Raw genomic sequence first — 19,525 nt, 5'->3', positions numbered from 1 at the left:
GGCAGTTCAGCAAAATTTCTCTGAACTGCCTTCGTATGGTTTTTATAGAGTCTTAGTGTCCCATCATCATCGCGGGATCAGGCTTTTCGCCATTTTGAAGTTCTTCTTCCGGCATCGGCTTAGGTTTGCGCAGAATCAGACTGAGCAAACATCCGAACAATGCAATGCAAGCGGCCAGGAAGAACGTATCATTAAAACCAGCCACCAAACCATGAACGATAGCGGTCGGCTCTGTACTCGTTGTATTGTCTGCGATTCTTGAAGTAAGGAAGCCTGTAAGTCCTGCAACCGCAAAGGACACAACCACTTGCTGTGCAGCGGCCGTGAGCGGTGTCACCCGTCCAACCAACTTGCGCGGTGCAGCATTTAATACATGTGTATTGAGTGGCATCATGGACAAGCCCATACCCAGACCCATCATGACCAGAGCCGTTATAATCAGGCCAAGACCTGTCTCTGCCGTAATGGAGGACAGAATAAACAATGCTCCCGAGATAATACCCAGACCCACGAAGGCCAAAGGTCTAGCACCGATTTTATCAAACAACCGACCACCAAGCGGCATACCTACTCCGGAAGCCAACGCCTGTGGCAGTAGAATCAATCCTGTTTCCAGTGCAGTGTATCCTTTGATCTGCTGCAAATAAAGCGGGATCAGGATCATCGCACCGAACAGCGCCACTTGTGACACCCATGCGAGAATAATTCCCCGTGAGAAATCAGATGATTTGAATACCCGGAGTTCGAGCAAAGGATTTTGATGACGAAGCTCCACAATAATGAACAAAATGAGCGCAACACCACCCACAATGACACCCGTCAAAGTTGTTGCAGACGTCCAGCTCGTTCCACCCTCACTCACACCGTAAGCAAGCATCGAGAATGCAATTGGCGCCAGAATCATGCCGAGCAGATCCAGTGCAGGTGTGCGTCCACGATCTGTATCCGGCAAAAACTTGATACATAGAATGAAAGCTGCAATACCAATGGGCAAGTTAATCAGGAAGATCCAGTGCCAGCTCAGTGATTCAATAAACCACCCGGACAACACCGGACCCAATGCAGGGGCAAGCAGCATCGGAATTCCCAGCATCCCCATGATGGAACCTCTTCGATCAGGAGGAGCCAGACGAAAGACCATTGCCATACCAATAGGGGCAACCATGCCTCCACCAAGGCCTTGAATGATACGGTAAATGATCAATTGCTCAGGCGATTGGGCAATCGAGCATAATACAGAACCCAAGGTAAACATGGCAATCGTGAACAGGAACACTCTTTTGGCACCAAAACGGTCCGTTAACCAGCCTGCCAGTGGAATAACTGCAGACAAAGCCAAGGTGTAACCCGTAACCGTCCATTGGATCGTTTTAAGATCCGTCTCGAAATATTGAACGAGATTCGGAATGGCCACGTTCACCACCGTGCTGTCCAGAATAACCATAATCATTCCGACGATAATAGCCAGGAGTGGCAGTATAATCGTTTTGATTGAAAACTCTGCGGGCTCCTGGGATACTGCTGTTTGTTCTTTCACGTTCTCCACACTCTTTTCCAGCCAGGAGATCGCAGGCTTATCCATGCGTCTCACTCAGCCTATATTGACGACTAATTTCAAACTATCGTTTTAAATCGTTGTTTTAAACTTTCGTTTAATACTGATCTAATTCTAATGAAAATACCTTTGCTGTCAAGCTATTTTTTCAAGCATTTCTACTATGGATGCACCACAAAAAAATGGAACAGGCACCTTCCCTGCTCCACACGTTGGTTAATCATGACTATTCAATGATGTCCATATCAATCTGCAAGCTGCATCATCTGATATTCTGACAGTATGCCCAATGTCTGACCGTGAATACTTCTGCAATATATTCGAATAACCAGATGCTTCGGTGAAGAGCTGTTGCTGATGATCCTCAGTTCATAAGGCTCGGATGACACATCCAGATTATGAATGACCTGATTACCGCCCGCTCCCCCCGAATTTGACGTTAGGTGAAAAAGGTGTCGGTACAGTTCTCCGTGAATACTGGCTCCACCAACAAATACATCCGTCCCTTCCTCGCCGCCCACATAGGCCAACTCCACATCCATGTACTTGACGGGAACAAATGTCTGTAACAGATTCTCATGAATCTCAAGTAAATATACCGCCACTGTAGATCCCTCCTTCGGAGCACATGAACCTTCCTGTACATAGGATATGCTTCCTCTCGTCCATTGCCATTTGCATTCACCCATTTTCGACCAATTACACGGAAATGCCCGACCTTCCGGTCCTCTTTTTTCATAGAATAAAAGGATAGAAGCTCGGCCGGTGCAGGCCGTGACAAGGAGGTAGCTATGAAAGTTCTGCTCGTTACGTATTGGGAGCTTACACATATGGGAGGCATATGGACATATGTTAAACAACTGGCCGACAGGTTGATCACACTTGGTGTAGAGGTTGATATCATGGGCACAAATGGTGCCAATAACGAAGTATATGTTCGTAATCTGAACCGCGCTTTCTCCAAGGATAAGGTGTGGCCCATGCTGCAAGCCAAGCTCAATCCGACTGATCTGCCACAATTCACTGCCGATCCTCTTCTCGCTTATTATGAACTGAATAGATATGCCTTCGAGATGGCAGCGGCTTATCTGGGGGTGGACCACTACGACGTTATTCATGCGCAAGATCCAGTAGCTGCCGTAGCCATAAAACGCATCTTGAACCGCAATATCCCACTGGTTACAAGCTATCATGGCGCTCTTGCACGCGAAGCCTTTTACGATGCACAAAATTCCAACCCACAGCTTACTCTCCCTTCATATTTGCAATCCAAGCGTGGACGTTATTTTCTCTCATTGGAAGAGCGAAGTGCAGCACAGTCCGAGCTCATTCTCGTGTCAAGCCACTGGATCAAGAGTACGCTTACAGAGCTTGCCGTTCCTGAATCAAAGTTCAGACAGATTCCCTATGCTGTAGATCTCCCAGCCTACCGTGCCTCAGCAGCTGTGAAGTTCCGCCAACGACCACCTGCGGGCAAGAAAGTCATTGCCTTTACCGGACGACTTGAATACATCAAGGGCGTTCATGTGTTAATCAAGGCCTTAGCCAGTCTGAAAAATAAACGTTCCGATTGGGTCTGCTGGATCGCAGGAGAAGGCAATCTAACCGATGAATTGCGAGCACAGGCCGCGTCAACGGGTATTGGAGCGGATGTTGTGTTCTGGGGCAAGCTGGACAATATTCCTTCCTTCCTGCGCCATGCAGATATCTATGTCCAGCCCAGCCTGCAGGACACCCAGCCGTTCTCCGTTACCGAAGCGCAACTGGCGGGTGTACCTGTTATCGTCAGTGGTACAGCCGGCATGCCTGAGATGGTTGAACCTGGACGTACGGGATGGGTTGTTCCTCCGCAGGATGTCGACTCGCTCCGTGAACTGTTGGATGCACTACTTGAGGATAATGTTACCCGGAGAACAGTGGGTGCGGCGGCGAAAGCCTGGGCTGAACAATATCGTTCACTGGAAGTGATGGGATTGCGTACATTTCAAGTCTACCAAGAAGCCATCTACAGAGGAGGACATACGATATGACGTTACTTGTACCGAGTGATCTGTACAATCGCTGGTTTTCGACTCCAGTTTCCACACCTCACATCGACGTGGATTACGCTGTAATGAATGAATTGATGAAGAAGCTGCCTAAAGGATATGTATTTCCCGATCCTGCATCCATGGCGATCATGAATTCAAAAGATTGAGTTGTCTAATGATATGCCGTCTTTATATAACATGCCGAAATATCAAACAAGGGGTGTCCCATCTGTCATATGAATGACTGAGGACACCCCTTGTTTGCTTCAAATGTGTTCTAATGGACCGAGAACACGCTATTACAGATCTCTCTAATCTGTCGCCAACTTGGAATACATATTCAGATCACTGAACGTTTCGCCTACCCTCTCGTATGCTCTGAGGGTACCTTCGCATGTGAAATTGAGCTTTTGTAATAGCTTGATAGAATTCACATTACCGGGATCAACCTTTGCTTCGATTCGATTCAGCTTCATAGTCGAGAATGCATGAGCTAATAAAGAAGAGATCGCTTCCGCAGCATATCCTTTCCCCCAGTGTGATCTGGCAATGTCATACCCGATTTCTGCTTTAAGATTGTCAAAATCCAGTGAATTATAACCACATGAACCTATGATTTCGTTGGACTCTTGCGCAAAGATAGAGAACCGAATGGCCTTATTTTCCTGAGAAAGATCATCCAGAAGATTAATCATGGCTATAGCTTGATTTTCATCCGTAAAATGAGTGATATTCATAAATCTAGTTACATCTGGGTCAGACCATATTTTAAACAAACTGGCCGAATCCGCTACGTCCATTTTTCGCAAATATAACCGTTCTGTGTGTAACTCTGTAATCAATACTCTTACCTCCATTAGTTTATTAATAGTTGGGTTTAAGATATTGATATCTGCGCATAGTCCAGTCCCTTCCGTGTATGAATCATTTCATTATACAGAGACTTCAGCAATCGTTCACCCTTTCTGTCCACGAATCTGTCCATAGAGCAAAAAAAGAGCTTACCACTTATAACACTTAAAGAGTGTTTCATAAGGGTGCTCTCCTGTCCATTTAACATCTATTCCATTTAGCCATCATTGCCAAAGCCGTCTACTTCCAATACCCACCAACCTGAAGCAAGTTGAACAGAATAGGCCGATGCTTCGCCTGAACCCGTTCCATCTCGGCAACCAGTGCCTTGAAGTGACGTTTGGTTCCCATTGACTCATGCAATCGGTAGCACATCAGAGGTTCATTGTAGTAGAACAGCTCATACATTGGAAACAGCCTCATCCACATCTCATAGTCATGGGTGTAGCGAAAATCAGTGTCGAACAGTCCAAACCGCTCAAATGCTTCCATCTCTAACATGACAGTACAGCCGTTTATCGGACAACCTTCCAGCAGTACCTGCAACATCTCCAGACGACTTCCCACTTCCGGATGCACCGTATCCAACCATTCACTCTTCTCATTCACATAATGGTAGGCACCATGGCAGAATGAAGCCTTGACCTCTCGCATAAACTTCAGTTGTTTCTCTACCCGATCCAGCAGCATCACATCATCTGAGCTGAGCCAGACAAAGTAATCCCCTGTTGCATGCTTGATGCCCTCATTTAATGCTGTCGCTGTTCCACCGTTTTCTTTGTGAATATAGCGGATGGAATCCATAAATGGTTGTAGCTTCTCCACGTGCTCAGTTGACCCATCATCCACTACGATGACTTCGATATGCGGATATGTCTGGTGAATGGCACTGTGAACAGCCTGCTCGATATAAGCACAATTGTAAAAAGGAATGACGATCGATACTTTTGGCTCCATTCGGGCCTTCCCCTCCTCTTACTGTCTTAGGTAAAATGCTGCGCAAAGAGGGCGTTAATCAGCCATCTTTTGGCTTTCATAACTGCCCTCCCTACGCTACCCGCCAAGCGTCGCTATTCGCTGCAACAGCGGTTCCCGATATCTGGACCATACCATGGATGCCTCTCTGCCGATGACATCCGCATGACGTACCGATCCCATTCCACCATGCCAGCGATATGCGGTAAGTGACTCGTTCAGGTATGGAAACCGATGACCGTTCAGCAAAATCCGCATCCAGAGATCCAGATCATGGGTGTAGGGCAGAAGCTCATCAAATAATCCCACTCCGCTGAACAGATCCTTGCGGATCATGACAGTACAACCGTTGACTGGATTGCTGTTAACGAACACTCGCAGCCAATCCAGATCGGCCATCGGTGCAGGTCCTCCGTTTAACTTGGTCACTGCGGAATGTTCATTGATATAATGAAAGTTCGTATGGGAGACGAGCACATTCTCGCGTTGCATAAACTCCAGCTGATGCCGGATTTTATCCGGGTACAGATAATCATCCGAACTGAGCCAGGCTACATAATCACCAGAGGCATGGCGGATGCCATGATTAAGTGCTGAAGCCGTCCCGCCATTGCTTTTGCCAAGCACATTAATATAAGGAAGATAGGGTTGAAGCAACTCTGCATGCCGGGTTGAACCGTCATTCACAACAACGATCTCCACATGGGGATACGTCTGGTTCAGCGCACTCTGAATTGCCTGAGGCACATAAGGACAGTTGTAAAATGGAATGACAATGGATACTCTCGGATTCAACTTGTCGTCCTCCCTTGCTGGACACGAACATCACTCAGGATATCCTGAAGCGATGTGGCAAATGGAATCATCGGCTGCCAGCCAAGCTTGCGCAGCAGTGATAATTCCTCCTGTTTCCCCGAACCATCCGGACCAGAAGATGCCCCATCCCAGCGAACAGGGACTTCCGCTGCTGTCATGGACAACAGCAGATCTGCAATTTCACCAAGACTGCGCTCGACTCCAGACACCACCGGGTATACTGTACCGCTGGACCCGTGTATCAAAAGTGTCGCATACGCTCTGACGGCATCCCGCACATCCAGAAAGTCACGCGTATTGTCCCGTCCGGACAGACGGAATGCCTCGGTTTTGCCCGCCTGCTCACAGGCAACAACATGGCGTGCAAGCAGTGAACAGATGCCTGTGGAAGGACCCGCACCAATCAGATTGCCTGGCTCCGCCAACATGATCTGTTGTCCGAAGAGCGACATCCACGACAAGGACACCATCTCTTCCAGCGCTTTACTGAGGCTGTATGGATGCGGAGGCTGGGGAATCCGGCCAGGTTCCGGCGTATATTTTAAGCGCGATCCTACAATAACGGTTCGTGCTGTCGGACAACTGCGAAGCGCATCCAGCAGATACAGCACGGCCATCACATTGGTCTCCAGGACCAGTAGCGGATCAGACCACGAATCAGGCACTGAATTTTTACCAGCAAGATGCAGCACATAGTCGGGCTGCACCTCGCCGATCAGATGACGCACTTGCTGTTTATCGTTCAGATCACAGACATGGACCTGAGTACCATTACCAAACGAATACACATCCGGTCTCCGGACTACCGCCGCAACCACTGCACCAACTTCCCGAAAATAAGATACGGCATGTCGCCCGGTAAAACCGGAGGCGCCTGTAATTAGCACTTTCTTGCCTCTCAGCTCTGCTCCATCCATAATGCCAACTCCTTCAGCATTGTAGAATAATCCGGCAGGTCTGTCTTCACATCCTCGCGAGTGGACACCAGCGTACGGTCTTGCACTACACTGTCATCACGTACAATCGTCACATCCTGCTTATCCCAGGTCTGCTTGAATAACACAAGCAGGTCATGCTTGCTCACAGGTACCGGATGAGCCAGATGGATGAGACCACTAACGGGTGAAGCCAGGTAATGGTCTACCCATTTGGCCAGCTCAAGCGTGGTCACACCGTTCCAGAATACGCGGGTATACCCGCCGACTTCACCTGTGCTGGACATAAACCATTGCATCAGACCAATGCCGCCCTGCCGAATCTCGGGTCCAATGATGGACGTACGGATCGTCAGATGACCTTCATCCTGAACTTCGCCAAGTGCTTTGGTGATGGCGTAAGCTGAGGTCCCATCCGTAACATCATCTTCCCGGTATGCTCCCCGTTCCCCGCTGAACACACAGTCCGTGCTGATATGAATCAGGCGTGCACCAATCGTATCTGCAACCCGCCGCAGACGATGTGGCAGGAAACCGTTAATATGATATGCAGTAATTTTGTCCTCATCTGCGAAGTTGTTCAACACACCTACAGCATTAATAATCACATCCGGGTGCACAGCTTCTACCAATCGATCAACCATGAAGCTGTCGTTCACATCCAGGAGCAGACCATTGGGGTCCGTTACATCCCGAGATGTGTAGAAGACGCTGTGTACACCTTGACGGCGGAAATAGTCGACCAAAATATGGCCGGCCATTCCGTTTCCACCAAGTATCAGCAGTTTCATGACAAGAATCCTCCGCGCATCAGAATTTCACGAATCTCCTCTTTGGTCATGAGTTGGTGTTCAGAACTGAAACTGTTAAAGGAGACCGGGGGACAATTGGTATAATGTTCACGCAGACCCGGTATACCCAGGGTAGGCAGAATAACCAGGTACTGCTCATCGTAGACAACGGTGGTCATGCTCTCGAATTCACTCATCAATATTTCGTGGATTTTCTCTCCTGGACGAATACCACGTTCCACAATGGACACGTTCTCCACCCCGGAATCCTCAATCAGCACTTCAGCGAGATCCACGATTTTGCATGTCGGCATCGTCATGACAAAGATCTCTCCACCGACACTTTCCACCGAAGCTTTGAACAGCAGGGTAATCGCGTCCTTCAGAGTAAGAAAGAATCGAGTCATGCTCATGTCCGTGATGGACACCTGGCCTTTTTGGCGAATCTGATTCTTGAACAGATGCACCACACTGCCGTTTGTTCCCAGTACATTTCCACCCCGCACCGTAACAAATTTGGTGTCGCTGTGCAACAAGTTGGCATATACGATCAATTTCTCGCCGATGGCCTTCGTCATGCCATAAAAGTTGGATGGATTGGCAGCCTTGTCAGTCGAGATATAGATAACCTTTTTCACCTTGTTCTCAATAGCCGCTTCGATCACATTCTGTGTACCAATGACATTGGTTTTGAGTGCTTCGTACGGCTGATCTTCACACACCGGAACATGCTTGAGCGCAGCCAGATGGAATACATAGTCCACATGCTGGCAGGCAGCCGTCAAAGCGTCCTTGTCACGGATATCTCCAATCCGGAAATGAAGACGCGAGTCTTCAAAATCACGACTCATGGCCACTTGGCTGGACTCGTTCCGGGAATACACAATAATTTCTTTGGGCTGCTGGGGCAGCAGTTGAGCTACAAGTTCATAACCCCATGATCCCGTACCGCCAGTCACGAGTATACGCTTATTTTCAAACATGCATTTTCCCTCCAAGCAGAAATTTAACCACTTTACTGGATACGTCTGTTGCTTTGTAACCTTGCGGACAGTCCCAATCGTTAGACATCTGAGTCATGACCTTCACACAATCGGCGATACGTGCCGCATCCAGACCGGAGACCACATTGCTTCCGCAATCTACTGTTTCCGGACGTTCTGTCGTTCGACGCATGGTCACGGTCGGTACACCCATAATGCAGCACTCCTCCTGCACGGTACCGCTATCCGTGAGTGCGCAGCGTGCATGACGTTCAAGCATTACAAAGTCGAAGAATCCAAACGGCTCGTGAAACTCCACCAGCGGGTTCATCTCCAGTTGCAGATGCTCCGCAATCCGGATCGCTGTTCGTGGATGAATGCTGCAGATCACACGCAACCCATGTTCCTCAGCGACCTGGTTCAGTCCTTTCATAATCTCCAGCAAATGAGGAGGGTGATCCACATTCTCAGCCCGATGGGCGGTAACCAAAAAGTATTGCCCGGACTTCAGCTTGAGCTTCTTGAGTATTTTGCTGGAGCTTACCTGTGCGTCATAGTGCTGCATCACTTCATAGATGGGATTGCCCGTGAGCACGATGCGCCTGCTGGGCACCCCTTCGCTGACCAAATGTTTTTTGCTCTGTTCCGTGTAAGGCATATTAACGGTGGAGATGGCATCAATAACCTTACGATTTTTCTCTTCAGGCACATCCAGGTCGAAGCAACGATTGCCTGCTTCCATATGAATAACAGGAACACCCATGCGCTCAGCCAATATTGCACATAATGCGCTATTGGTATCGCCAAGCAGCAGCAATTTATCGGGTTTCTCCTGCAATATCAGATCTTCCATCTGCGTAAACATCGAGGATAGCTGTCGTCCCAGAGTGGCCGCTTCATCCTGAAGAACGTAATCCGGTGCGCGCAGGCCCATTTCCTTGAAAAAGAGACCGCTGAGACTTTCCGTGAAGTTCTGTCCCGTGTGCACCAGAATATGTTTGGACGCGTACTGGTCCAGCTTGGAGATGATCAGGCTGAGCCGTATAATCTCAGGTCTCGTACCCAGCACCGTCATGATCTTCATCGTAATCCCTGCCTTCATCTTGTATTGGAACCCTTGCGCCCTGCTCGGCTACGTCCTGCCTTGGCAGATTTGCGTCTGCGACTAGCCGATTTCCCCATATTTGGACGCGGTCCCTTCGTTGTACGGGTTCTCCCCTTACGTCTGCCAGTTCCGGAAGTACGTTTCAGCCCCTCACGGTCTCGGCGAGAATGAGGTGCAAGTGGCTTGCGACGACGTTTCCGCGTTTTGCCCCTCTGTTGAATCAGCTTTGCAGCTGGGCCAGTACCTGAGGCAACAGGAGCATCGTGACCCAATGCGAGCGGAGGTAATGAGGAATGTGGCAACGCCTGTATGACGGTCAGTGGGAATAACAGTGCCCGAACCGTAGCCGGCTCCAGAACCAGTACAGTGCGTAGTCCGCCCTCTCCATAGGCATACACAGGTCCATTCGGAGGTTGGATATAAGCAAACCATCCGGGAAAGCGCAATAACCACTGTGTCACCATCGTATGCAGTTTCGTTCGGTAGGTTTCAACGCCATAGAGCCTTTCCGCTTCTGTCCGATTGCGCCACCCCGTATTTGAGGCCAGCTCTGCATCATTCAGCAAGGTTGTTGCCAAGGTGACAAGCGCTTCGGTATCGCCCGGCGGGGCCAAAAATGCATCACTGCCTACGGATTCCATTAACTCCTTCAGTCCACCTTGGGCAAAAGCGATGACCGGTTTGGCAAAATAGAGACCCTCCAGTGCGGTCATGCCAAATCCTTCCTTGACCATGCTTGGGATGACCAGGATATCCATCGCGGTATACGCCAGAGATACGTTCTCTTCAAATGTGGTGAAGGTAAACCGGCGTGAATACCCCGATTTTTTCACCCGTGATACACACTCGTCGTAATACTTTTTATCCGATGGTGCCCCGATGATCCAAAAGCGACAGCGCGAATGCGTTTCACAGATCCTCAAGGCCATATCCACAAAAGGTTTCAACCCTTTGGCATCATATATAAATGAAGAAATATAACCGATACAGGTCTGCGATGATTTAAAACCGAGCTCCTTACGCTTGCGTTCGCGCAGATGAACCCAGCGGTCCGGTGCTGGTAGCGCGGGTTCCCAAGTTGGGGAAATGATGGTCACTTTGTCACCCATGCCGGCTTCTTGGAATGGGGCTACCGCTGTCTCGGATATACCGATAATCCAATCCGCGTAACGGCCAATCATCTGGATCGCCTCGGTTGTATGTTCATTCGTATGAATGATCTCGGTAATCTTCCAGATGACTGGAATCTGAAGGGACTTTGCCGCTACAGCCGGCATCACATTAACGCAGGTGTTCGTTAACACCATATCGGGAGCAGTCTCCCGTATGAGGGAGACCGCTTCCTGATACGCTGGTGTATGGCGAAGATGCTCCGCATCATCTGCAATGCCCAGGTAAGGTGTGTACACACCGTGAAGCATCGGCAGAGTGCATATTTTGACCTGAATGCCGAATCTCCGCGCAAGCCCCGCAAGCTTCCCCTCCTGAGGGGCTACGAGCACACATTCAAAGATCGCACCGATCTCTCTCATAAAATGAAGCAGCAGCTTCTCGGCGCCTGTAATGCTGCGAGTATTGCACACATGTGAAAATAACATCATCTTTGGTTTCGTTGCCATGGCCGCACGGACCCTGTACACGGGTATCGGATACAGGGTACTGTGCACACCTCCTCCCGGCCAGAATTAAGGGAATATGATGGTTAACATTTCATTAATTCTTTTGCCATACGTGTGGTCTTTCAGTGTACGTTCAAGTCCACGAAGTGCAATCTCACGGCGTTCCTTTTCATGAGTAAGATAATATTCCACTTTCTCGAGTAACTCCTGCGGCGAGGAATATGTCTCAATCTCCACACCCGGTTTGTAGAAACGAGCAATGTCATCCCGGGTGTCGGTCAGCTGTAGCGTCGTGGACGCGGCAATTTCAAACGTTCTCGGGTTCGGTGAAGCTGGCGCGATTTTGAGGTGATTATTATTGACGGAATCATCTTCGTGGGATCGATGCAGGTTGATGACAATTTTGGTGCCATTGTACACATCATTGGTCTCCGGCGGACTCATCCAGCGCCCGAGCTCAATCTTCTCTCCATAGGCAGTATAGTCAGGCAGACGGTCCCACCAGATTCCGTTAAATACCGTATTGTGTGACATCAACTGAGGCATGATCGGATTGAAGAAGTATACCCGGTTCCAATAGGCCGAGCCGATAAAGCTGACATCCCGTTTTAACGGGGAAGGAGTTGTAATCGGAAAGTAATGATTAGTGAATGCGGCAAAAGGGAGGTAGTGAACTGACGCGCAGCCGATTTGTCGATATAGATCAATACAGTTCAGTTCCAACGTGAAGACATGGTCAAAATGTGTCACAATATCCAGCGTCATATCTGTATAGTACGGGTCATCCGTGAGCCAGATCGCCGTCTGAATGCCCGCTTGGCGAATCGCATCGATATGCTCAATGGGGATATCCATTCCATCCAGCACAAGCACAAGATCAGGACGCGTCTGCAGCGCAATTTCAGAAACCGGTTGACGCGGATCAGAGAGGGTTACTTGAGCTACCATACCCTGTAGCGTGGCCATAATGGCCTCATCCAACGGGGAGTAAGGGAAGCCTTTACCCGAGGATACATACAGCACGTGAAGCTGTCGGAAAGGCAACGGTTCCTGTGCACAATTCACAATATAGTTGGCGCGACCGCGCAGATATCCTTCTTCCTTACCTGCGTCATATCCGGCATGTTGCCCATTTTTGCGTGCTTGATCAGACAGGCTTAGTACGGGTGCATGAACCTTTTTGGTTTTACGGTGTTTGAGAGACATACCGCCACTCCTTTATTTTTTGGGATAGGGTTCTCGTTGGTACTGCACTTCAGACGGGGATTACAAATGTTCCAGCAACTGACCGATCCGGCGAGTGAATGTATGCTGGTTCATCGTGGTGAGAAGTCCACGCCACGCCATCGCCTGTCGTTCTTCTTCATGCTTCAGATAATAGTGGATCTTGCGCTGAAGTTCTGCAGCGTTAGTGAACGTCTCGATGTCATATCCCGGCTTATAATAACGGGGTAAATCTGCACGTGCATCCGTAATCTGCATTGTGCCGCAGGCGCTGATCTCATACGTGCGTGGATTAATCGAGTGACCTTCAAGATGATGTGTGTTGCGATTGTCTTCCCCATTCTCGCAAGTCCGGTGAATGTTAATGACAATCTTGGCGCCATTGTAATAATCCACTGTCTCTCCAGGAGCAATCCATCCTTCGTGGATGAAACGGCCTAGTACATCAAAGCGTGCCAACCGATTCCACTGGCTACCCGCGATGAATACCTTTTTGTCCGCAAGAAAAGGGGCCAGCTCATCAAACAAGGCAATCCGGTTCCAGAATCCGGTACCGATAAAACAAATGTCGTGCTGATGCTGCGGTGCCGCGCGCCGCGGTTGAAACATGCCTGGATTCACCGCGAGTGGCATATAGATGACCTGGTTCGCTCCATGTGCCAGATAGAAGGGCACCGCGGCCTCTTCATGCGTGAACACGACATCATAGTGCTGGCAAAGGGACGTTGTATCTTCGGTGAAATACGGATCATCCACAAACCACACGGCAGTTCGGATACCGAGTGCACGTATGCCATTCACCTGCTCCACATGATCTGCGGGAAATACATGCAGACCATTCATGACGAGCACGACATCGGGCCGATGCTGACTGGCTTCCTGCAACATCGCTGCTGGCGATCCAACAACGCATTCACGTACAGATTGCTGCAGAGCCAAGGTGACACCTTCATCGATGGCATCGAATCCTTGCGGGATATATAACACTTTCATATCCCGCAGGGTCGGTTCAAACATCTGCACCCGCTCCATCATGGCTTGACAGCCGCCGAATCTGCGGCCTTCTGCATATCCGCCGCGGTAAGCCGTTTCCGCTTCGGTCAGCGGACGGTGCTTTCGTTTTGCCACATTCTTCACCCTGTCTTCCTTCAGGAGATCTCACTTCCAGACTCTCCCCGAGATTGGTCTTCCCTCTAAAGGATATGCCTCGGGGTCAGATGCATCATGGACGGGTGTCCTGCAAGGCGCAAAATTGGCGCTTGCCCTCCACATCCGCCTGTACGGGCATGTCCGCTTTTGCGGCGATGCAAATAACCCGGAGGGATCTGTCCCCCGGGCTAACTGCTAGCAGGTATCATTCCATGCAGAAATAATCCTGTCTACTCGGTTACTGTGCTTTGTACGCCAGCTGATGTCCGTCCTCGAATCCCTTGGCGAAACCCGCGTTGAATCCCTCGTTGTACGCCTCGTTGTATCCCTGGCTGTAAGCACCGTCCGGGTTCGGATCGGTAGGGGTAGCCGGGACGACTGGTTGTACGGGCTTTGGACTCCGGTGCCGCCGTACCGCACGTTTCTTTTTTTTTGAGCCACGCACTGCGTCCTTTAAGTGGGCGTTTGTGAAGAACACGTTTGGCTCTGAGCGCACGCAGTTTGCGAATTTTGCGCAGACGGGCTCCACGGATTAACAAAGCTCTTTTGGTTCTCAGTCGTATTTTCTTCTTCTTTAACATGTCAACATTCCTCCTGTATGTCCCGAACGATACGAATTGCACACCCGGGGTCTTTGAGCCACGGCAAGCCAGGCTCCCCATGCTGGATTCGGGCCAGCCTGATTCCCGTAACCATACGAGACATTTCTGCCTGATAGCGACTCAGCAAACGAATGTTCTCGGCCAGACTGCGGGCAGATACTTCCGAATGAGCGGTTACACTGGCTACACTGTCCAGAATGCGTGCCAGCGCCTGCTGACTGTGTGCAATGGATTCAATGAGCGCCAGTTTGGCTTCCTGCTCACGCCGCATCAGACTCATTTTCCCATGTCTCCCAGATCCATGCCGCCAAACATGCCACCGTCCATACCGCCGCCATCTTCGCTATCGTTCTGCACCATCACCGCTTTGAGATTGTTGCACAGTCCGGTCTCCATTCGGGTTAATCCTTCCAGCAATTCCACCAGCTGATCATGCATTTTGAGCGGTTCGCCTACCTGATCCCCATGCGTCAGAAAGGTATCCCCATTCAAATGATTCAGCGTCCAGTTCCGTACCTTCTCGGCCTCAATCGCTTTTGCCTCCAAGATCAGGGCAATATTCCACTGCATTTTGGCTGCTGCGTCCAGCATCAGAATGAGGCTCTGTTCTCTACTCATGTTCCTTCACCCGCCTTCCGGGCTTATTCTTCTTCTTGAACCGCGATCTCCCGCATGACTTGGGTCAGCGTTTCGGCTACAGCCTCTTCCAGATCTGCAAGGCCCCCCAAGTAAGAGATAATGCTTTTGTTGATTTGCCCAGAGCTATCCAGCAGACCGTCAACGCCATCCAACTCCGGTTCGATATCTGGCAAATGATTGATGATTTCAGACATGCGTACAGCGACTTGGCGTTTGGCATCCAGCACACGTGCGATCTGCTGGTGAGAGTGTGCAATATGTGTGATGATTTCATCGATTTTGCTCTGCATGGTCCTCCTCCTTACCGTCACGGCCTGCTTCACCCATAGAAAAACCCGGCCTATCAGCATTTGCCTGTTACAGCATATGCCGGGCCGGGATCGTCAGTTACTACAGCTTGCGCCTATATCGTCAGATGACATAACTCCAGTCGGAAGAATATCGACTGAGGAATTGGCGAGTACGTTCCTGCTTGGGACGTACAAACACCTCTTCCGGGGTTCCTTCCTCCACAACGGAACCTCCATCCATGAAAACAACCCGATTTGCCACCTCACGGGCAAACCCCATTTCATGGGTGACTACAATCATGGTGATCCCCTCCTGAGCAATAGAGCGGATGACAGACAACACCTCACCCACAAGCTCGGGGTCCAGCGCTGATGTCGGTTCATCAAACAAAATCACTTCGGGATTCAGTGCCAATGCTCTGGCGATGCCCACCCGTTGCTGTTGTCCACCTGACAACATACTTGGATACTCATTGATTTTGGCAGACAGTCCGACTTGTTCAAGCACTCGCAAGGCACGCGTGCGGGCATCGGCTTTGGACATTTTCTGGGCAATAATTAATCCCTCGGTGACGTTATCCAGCACTGTCTTGTGTTTGAACAGATTATAATGCTGGAACACCATCGCCGTTTTTCGTCTCAACTGCACAATGTCATGTTTGCGTGCATGCTTGCAATCGACGCTTAATCCACTGATCTGAACCTCGCCCTCATCGGCACGTTCCAGAAAATTGACGCAGCGCAGCAGCGTTGTTTTACCTGATCCGCTCGGTCCAAGGATCGCTACGACATCGCCCTGTTCCACGGTCAGATCAATTCCCTTCAATACTTCCTGCTTGCCAAAAGTTTTGTGTATGTTCGTTAGTGTAATCATGACACGCCTCCTTTGCTGTACACGGCAACCCGACGCTCAAGCAAAGCAGTGATCCGCTCCGCAATGATGGTCAGCCCCCAATAGATAAACGCTGCGGCGATAAAGGCCTCCAAAAATTTCAGACTGACGGATGCCACCACATCCGCTTTACCGAGTATGTCCATCTGAGACACGGTAAAAGCGAGTGTTGATCCATGCAGGAACCCAACAAACATACTGCACAGGTTAGGCAATACAGCCCCGATCGCTTGAGGGATGATGATACGCCTTAAAGCCTGGAATGTGCTCATGCCTACAGCGTGAGCCGCCTCCATCTGGCCGATATCCACAGAAAGAATGCCTGAGCGGATAATCTCGGACATATAGGCGCCCGCAGTGAGCGAGAAAGCAATTAGTACAAATACGAGAATTGGAATCGACGAGGATTGGAAAGCCCAACCGTAACGTTCCGCCAGCTTATCGATAATCATCGGAATGCCGTAATAGATGAGGAATAGATGCATCAGCATCGGTGTTCCACGCAAGAATGAAACGTAGAAGTCAGCAATGCGGTGTATCCACCGCACGCGATAGATACGGATCAGAGCCGTAACCAGACCGATTCCGAAGCCTGCAATCAACGGCACAATCGTAATGACGAGTGTCAATGGCAATGCCTTCAGGATTTGAAAAAAAGATGTATAGATAAACTGGAGATCAATCGACATATGCTCACCCCGCTATTCGTTTCAGGCGTTTGGCTCGAATTGCCGGTTTGTGTACAACCCTCTTGCGTTCATGACGCTGGAGTCTGCGTTCTGCAAAGGCAAATCCTTTTTCGAGTACAATGACAATGACATAATAGACCACAGACAGACTTATATACACTTCAAGTGCATGCGATGTAGCCGAAATTAACGTCTGCCCTCTGCCCACCATATCCATGACACCAATGGAGAAGGCCAGAGAAGTATCCTTCAATGAACCGATTAACGTATTGGCCATGTTCGGAAAAGCAACAATCAGTGCCTGCGGAACAACAATCCGCCGAAAAGACTGGAATGTGGTCATACCCGCAGCATAGGCAGCTTCCGTCTGACCTTTATCCACACTGCGCACCGCTCCGCGAAAGATCTCGGCAAAGGATGCCGCGTCACTAAGCGCATAGGTCACAATGACAAATAACAACGGGTCGGTTCTCGACAGGTCGATGCCAATGGGTTTGAGCAACTCGGGAAGTCCGTAATACACCAGGAACAATTTGATCAGGATCGGTGTGCCCCGCATGAATGAGACGTACAGGGTAGCCAACTGGCTTAGTACCGGAATCCGATACAGCCGGGGAATGGCCAGAAGCACGCCGCCCACCAGTCCGAGCACGATGGAACCACCCAGTACAATCAGTGTTATATGCAAATATCGTAGCAGTTCCGGGATGAAATCCAGAACCAATGACAGATCAAATGATTTTCCCATTACCGCTGCACACCTTTCTCAGACTACTCTTCAACCGTATAGTCAGCTCCAAGCCACTCAGTGCTCAGTTTGCCTAATGTTCCATCTTCTTTGATTGCTTTGAGCGCTTCGTCCACTTTGGTTTTGAGCTCCTGCTCATCTTTGTTCAGAATGAAGTACACTTTGGAATTGGAGAGGGCATCGCCTACCGTTTTCAACTGAGCATCAACCGCCTTATTCTGATAATCAATGGCAAATTGGGTACTGATCGTTGCATCCACCCGGCCTGTTTTGATCTGGGTAATGGTATCCTCACCCGCTCCGGAATAAACGATATCAATCCCGTTACCGTTCGCTGCATTCCATTTCTCAGCAAGTACAGCCGCATTACTTGTAGCACCAACAATCAGTTTTTTCCCTTTTAGATCCTCAATCGATTTTACTTCCTCATTTTTCTGACTTACGACAATTTTATTTGGAAAAATATTATAGGCTTCATCATTAAACAGGAACTTGGCCTGTCTCTCATCATTCACTTCCATCTGGTGAGCGATCAGGTCAATTTTTTTCGTTTCCAGACTCAGCAGCAGATTTTTAAAATCCATCGTGCTGAATTCGAATTCATATTCAGGCAAACGTTTGTCGATCTCCCGGATCAGTTCCACATCATAACCTGTTAACTTGCCATTCTCATCAATGAAGCAGACATTTGGGAACTGTGTACCTGTTCCTACAATGATCTTTTTCACTTTGGTGTCGCCTGCTGCCGAAGCAGATTCTGAATCATTGCTTGCAGTTCCTGTGCTGCATCCAGCCAGTACCGCCAGCATTGTAATGAACAGTAGTGCTGTCCGGAATTTTTGAATCCCCCGTTTTTTAACCATTCCCAATCTCCTCCACAGGCTGTTATCACAGCGAATATGATTTGTTCTCCTATTCCTCTATCCTATTAACAAACCATTCTTACTTGTATAGTCGGAATTAGGTTGAACAAAGAATATCACTACAAGTCATCTGAGGGCAATAACTAAACTAATAGGACATCCTGATATGGTTATAGGACTTCTCTATAGTACGAGAAAAAGCCATCCCCCATATCGATTGGCGGATGGCTTTTTCTCGTATGACTCTCACTGATTATACCATTTTGGCGGTGCATCACTTGGTGTATACACTACTCATCTATCTGCGACTCGCCCATTTAATTTTACGTGCAACTTCCACTCGCTGTAATTGTAAGAGACCGATCCGTTCCTCAAACTTCTTGCGTTCATCCATGGAATGAGCGGCATGGATCTGGTGGCACAGACCTGTCAGTTTGCTGTTGATGTAATCAAACCGTGTCCATAATTCCTCTTCAGGTGTGCGTTGCTGCTCCGTCGCCGTCTGAAATATTTTGAGTTGGCGGATAAGGGATTGCTGCCATTCCTGATCCTGAATTTGGATGGCAAAATGCAAAAGATCCAGATAGTCATCGATTTGCAACGAAACGCCGCAATCAGGTTTAGTGTTCATCGTCGTCTCTCCTTATTTCAGTACTTGGCTGGAATCCATTACTTCTATCTTACAGGAACAAGCCCACTGAAAGCGAGTACTGAACGATTAAATTTTGGGAATTTTTTTATTTTTTTATGTTAAAACAGCTTTACATT

Annotated in this window: 23 protein-coding genes; 2 read left to right on the top strand and 21 right to left on the bottom strand. The window is 49.2% G+C overall.

Annotated elements, in window-relative coordinates:
* Nucleotides 1-52 precede the first annotated feature (52 nt).
* Nucleotides 53-1,582, bottom strand: a complete 1,530-nt coding sequence (locus QF049_RS29360; RefSeq protein ID WP_307542474.1) for a DHA2 family efflux MFS transporter permease subunit — start codon at nt 1,580-1,582, stop codon at nt 53-55.
* 218 nt (nt 1,583-1,800) lie between these two features.
* Entirely contained in the window at nt 1,801-2,160 is a 360-nt protein-coding gene (locus tag QF049_RS29355; RefSeq protein ID WP_307542472.1) for a hypothetical protein, read from the bottom strand.
* A 186-nt stretch (nt 2,161-2,346) separates the two neighbouring features.
* On the opposite strand from QF049_RS29355, the gene QF049_RS29350 reads away from it, so the two are divergent.
* Both QF049_RS29350 and QF049_RS29345 read left to right on the top strand, forming a co-directional pair.
* Nucleotides 2,347-3,585 carry a glycosyltransferase family 4 protein gene (locus tag QF049_RS29350; protein WP_307542470.1) on the top strand — a complete coding sequence of 413 codons (1,239 nt, stop codon included), beginning with the start codon at nt 2,347-2,349 and terminating at the stop codon, nt 3,583-3,585.
* Nucleotides 3,582-3,752 carry a hypothetical protein gene (locus tag QF049_RS29345; RefSeq protein WP_167483784.1) on the top strand — a complete coding sequence of 57 codons (171 nt, stop codon included), beginning with the start codon at nt 3,582-3,584 and terminating at the stop codon, nt 3,750-3,752. The genes QF049_RS29350 and QF049_RS29345 overlap by 4 nt, the downstream gene beginning before the upstream one ends.
* A 144-nt stretch (nt 3,753-3,896) precedes the next feature.
* On the opposite strand, the gene QF049_RS29340 is transcribed toward QF049_RS29345, so the two are convergent.
* The 19 genes from QF049_RS29340 to QF049_RS29250 all read right to left on the bottom strand — a co-directional run bounded on the left by QF049_RS29340 (nt 3,897) and on the right by QF049_RS29250 (nt 19,388).
* On the bottom strand, nt 3,897-4,427 hold the full coding sequence (locus QF049_RS29340) for a GNAT family N-acetyltransferase (protein ID WP_150366091.1): 531 nt from the start codon (nt 4,425-4,427) through the stop codon (nt 3,897-3,899).
* 250 nt (nt 4,428-4,677) lie between these two features.
* Nucleotides 4,678-5,394, bottom strand: coding sequence for a glycosyltransferase (locus QF049_RS29335; protein ID WP_307542467.1), 717 nt, complete (start codon nt 5,392-5,394; stop codon nt 4,678-4,680).
* A gap of 96 nt (nt 5,395-5,490) precedes the next feature.
* Nucleotides 5,491-6,207 carry a glycosyltransferase gene (locus tag QF049_RS29330; RefSeq protein ID WP_307542465.1) on the bottom strand — a complete coding sequence of 239 codons (717 nt, stop codon included), beginning with the start codon at nt 6,205-6,207 and terminating at the stop codon, nt 5,491-5,493.
* On the bottom strand, nt 6,204-7,145 hold the full coding sequence (locus tag QF049_RS29325; RefSeq protein WP_307542463.1) for an NAD-dependent epimerase/dehydratase family protein: 942 nt from the start codon (nt 7,143-7,145) through the stop codon (nt 6,204-6,206). Before QF049_RS29325 ends, QF049_RS29330 begins: the two co-directional genes overlap by 4 nt.
* Nucleotides 7,127-7,954, bottom strand: a complete 828-nt coding sequence (locus QF049_RS29320; RefSeq protein WP_150366088.1) for a dTDP-4-dehydrorhamnose reductase family protein — start codon at nt 7,952-7,954, stop codon at nt 7,127-7,129. The genes QF049_RS29325 and QF049_RS29320 overlap by 19 nt, the downstream gene beginning before the upstream one ends.
* Nucleotides 7,951-8,937 carry a polysaccharide biosynthesis protein gene (locus tag QF049_RS29315; RefSeq protein ID WP_307542461.1) on the bottom strand — a complete coding sequence of 329 codons (987 nt, stop codon included), beginning with the start codon at nt 8,935-8,937 and terminating at the stop codon, nt 7,951-7,953. The genes QF049_RS29320 and QF049_RS29315 overlap by 4 nt, the downstream gene beginning before the upstream one ends.
* Entirely contained in the window at nt 8,930-10,021 is a 1,092-nt protein-coding gene (gene wecB, locus QF049_RS29310) for a non-hydrolyzing UDP-N-acetylglucosamine 2-epimerase (protein WP_307542459.1), read from the bottom strand. Before wecB ends, QF049_RS29315 begins: the two co-directional genes overlap by 8 nt.
* 14 nt (nt 10,022-10,035) lie before the next feature.
* A complete protein-coding gene (locus tag QF049_RS29305) occupies nt 10,036-11,682 on the bottom strand; it encodes a glycosyltransferase family 4 protein (protein WP_307542457.1) in 1,647 nt (548 codons plus the stop codon).
* Between the two features lie 45 nt (nt 11,683-11,727).
* Nucleotides 11,728-12,867: a CgeB family protein gene (locus tag QF049_RS29300; protein ID WP_307542455.1), complete on the bottom strand. Its 1,140-nt coding sequence runs from the start codon at nt 12,865-12,867 to the stop codon at nt 11,728-11,730.
* A gap of 60 nt (nt 12,868-12,927) precedes the next feature.
* Nucleotides 12,928-14,022 (bottom strand): CgeB family protein, encoded by a 1,095-nt coding sequence (locus QF049_RS29295; RefSeq protein WP_091020899.1) that lies wholly within the window; start codon nt 14,020-14,022, stop codon nt 12,928-12,930.
* Nucleotides 14,023-14,264: 242 nt separating this feature from the next.
* Entirely contained in the window at nt 14,265-14,615 is a 351-nt protein-coding gene (locus QF049_RS29290) for a hypothetical protein (protein ID WP_307542452.1), read from the bottom strand.
* Nucleotide 14,616: 1 nt separating this feature from the next.
* Nucleotides 14,617-14,916, bottom strand: coding sequence for a hypothetical protein (locus QF049_RS29285; RefSeq protein WP_017692511.1), 300 nt, complete (start codon nt 14,914-14,916; stop codon nt 14,617-14,619).
* Nucleotides 14,913-15,254: an alpha-helical endospore appendage domain-containing protein gene (locus tag QF049_RS29280; RefSeq protein ID WP_017692510.1), complete on the bottom strand. Its 342-nt coding sequence runs from the start codon at nt 15,252-15,254 to the stop codon at nt 14,913-14,915. Before QF049_RS29280 ends, QF049_RS29285 begins: the two co-directional genes overlap by 4 nt.
* 23 nt (nt 15,255-15,277) lie before the next feature.
* Nucleotides 15,278-15,565, bottom strand: a complete 288-nt coding sequence (locus tag QF049_RS29275; RefSeq protein ID WP_017692509.1) for a hypothetical protein — start codon at nt 15,563-15,565, stop codon at nt 15,278-15,280.
* Nucleotides 15,566-15,686: 121 nt separating this feature from the next.
* Nucleotides 15,687-16,439: an amino acid ABC transporter ATP-binding protein gene (locus tag QF049_RS29270; protein WP_091020897.1), complete on the bottom strand. Its 753-nt coding sequence runs from the start codon at nt 16,437-16,439 to the stop codon at nt 15,687-15,689.
* A complete protein-coding gene (locus tag QF049_RS29265; RefSeq protein WP_307542448.1) occupies nt 16,436-17,146 on the bottom strand; it encodes an amino acid ABC transporter permease in 711 nt (236 codons plus the stop codon). Before QF049_RS29265 ends, QF049_RS29270 begins: the two co-directional genes overlap by 4 nt.
* A gap of 4 nt (nt 17,147-17,150) precedes the next feature.
* Nucleotides 17,151-17,894: an amino acid ABC transporter permease gene (locus QF049_RS29260; RefSeq protein ID WP_150366084.1), complete on the bottom strand. Its 744-nt coding sequence runs from the start codon at nt 17,892-17,894 to the stop codon at nt 17,151-17,153.
* A gap of 23 nt (nt 17,895-17,917) precedes the next feature.
* Nucleotides 17,918-18,739, bottom strand: a complete 822-nt coding sequence (locus QF049_RS29255) for a transporter substrate-binding domain-containing protein (RefSeq protein ID WP_036673581.1) — start codon at nt 18,737-18,739, stop codon at nt 17,918-17,920.
* A 316-nt stretch (nt 18,740-19,055) separates the two neighbouring features.
* The gene (locus QF049_RS29250; RefSeq protein WP_124117622.1) at nt 19,056-19,388 is read right to left on the bottom strand and encodes a hypothetical protein; all 333 of its coding nucleotides are present in this window, start codon (nt 19,386-19,388) and stop codon (nt 19,056-19,058) included.
* Nucleotides 19,389-19,525 lie beyond the last annotated feature (137 nt).

This window comes from Paenibacillus sp. W4I10, assembly GCF_030816325.1.
Classification (GTDB): domain Bacteria; phylum Bacillota; class Bacilli; order Paenibacillales; family Paenibacillaceae; genus Paenibacillus; species Paenibacillus amylolyticus_B.
This window is presented reverse-complemented; position numbering and strand designations above follow the sequence as displayed.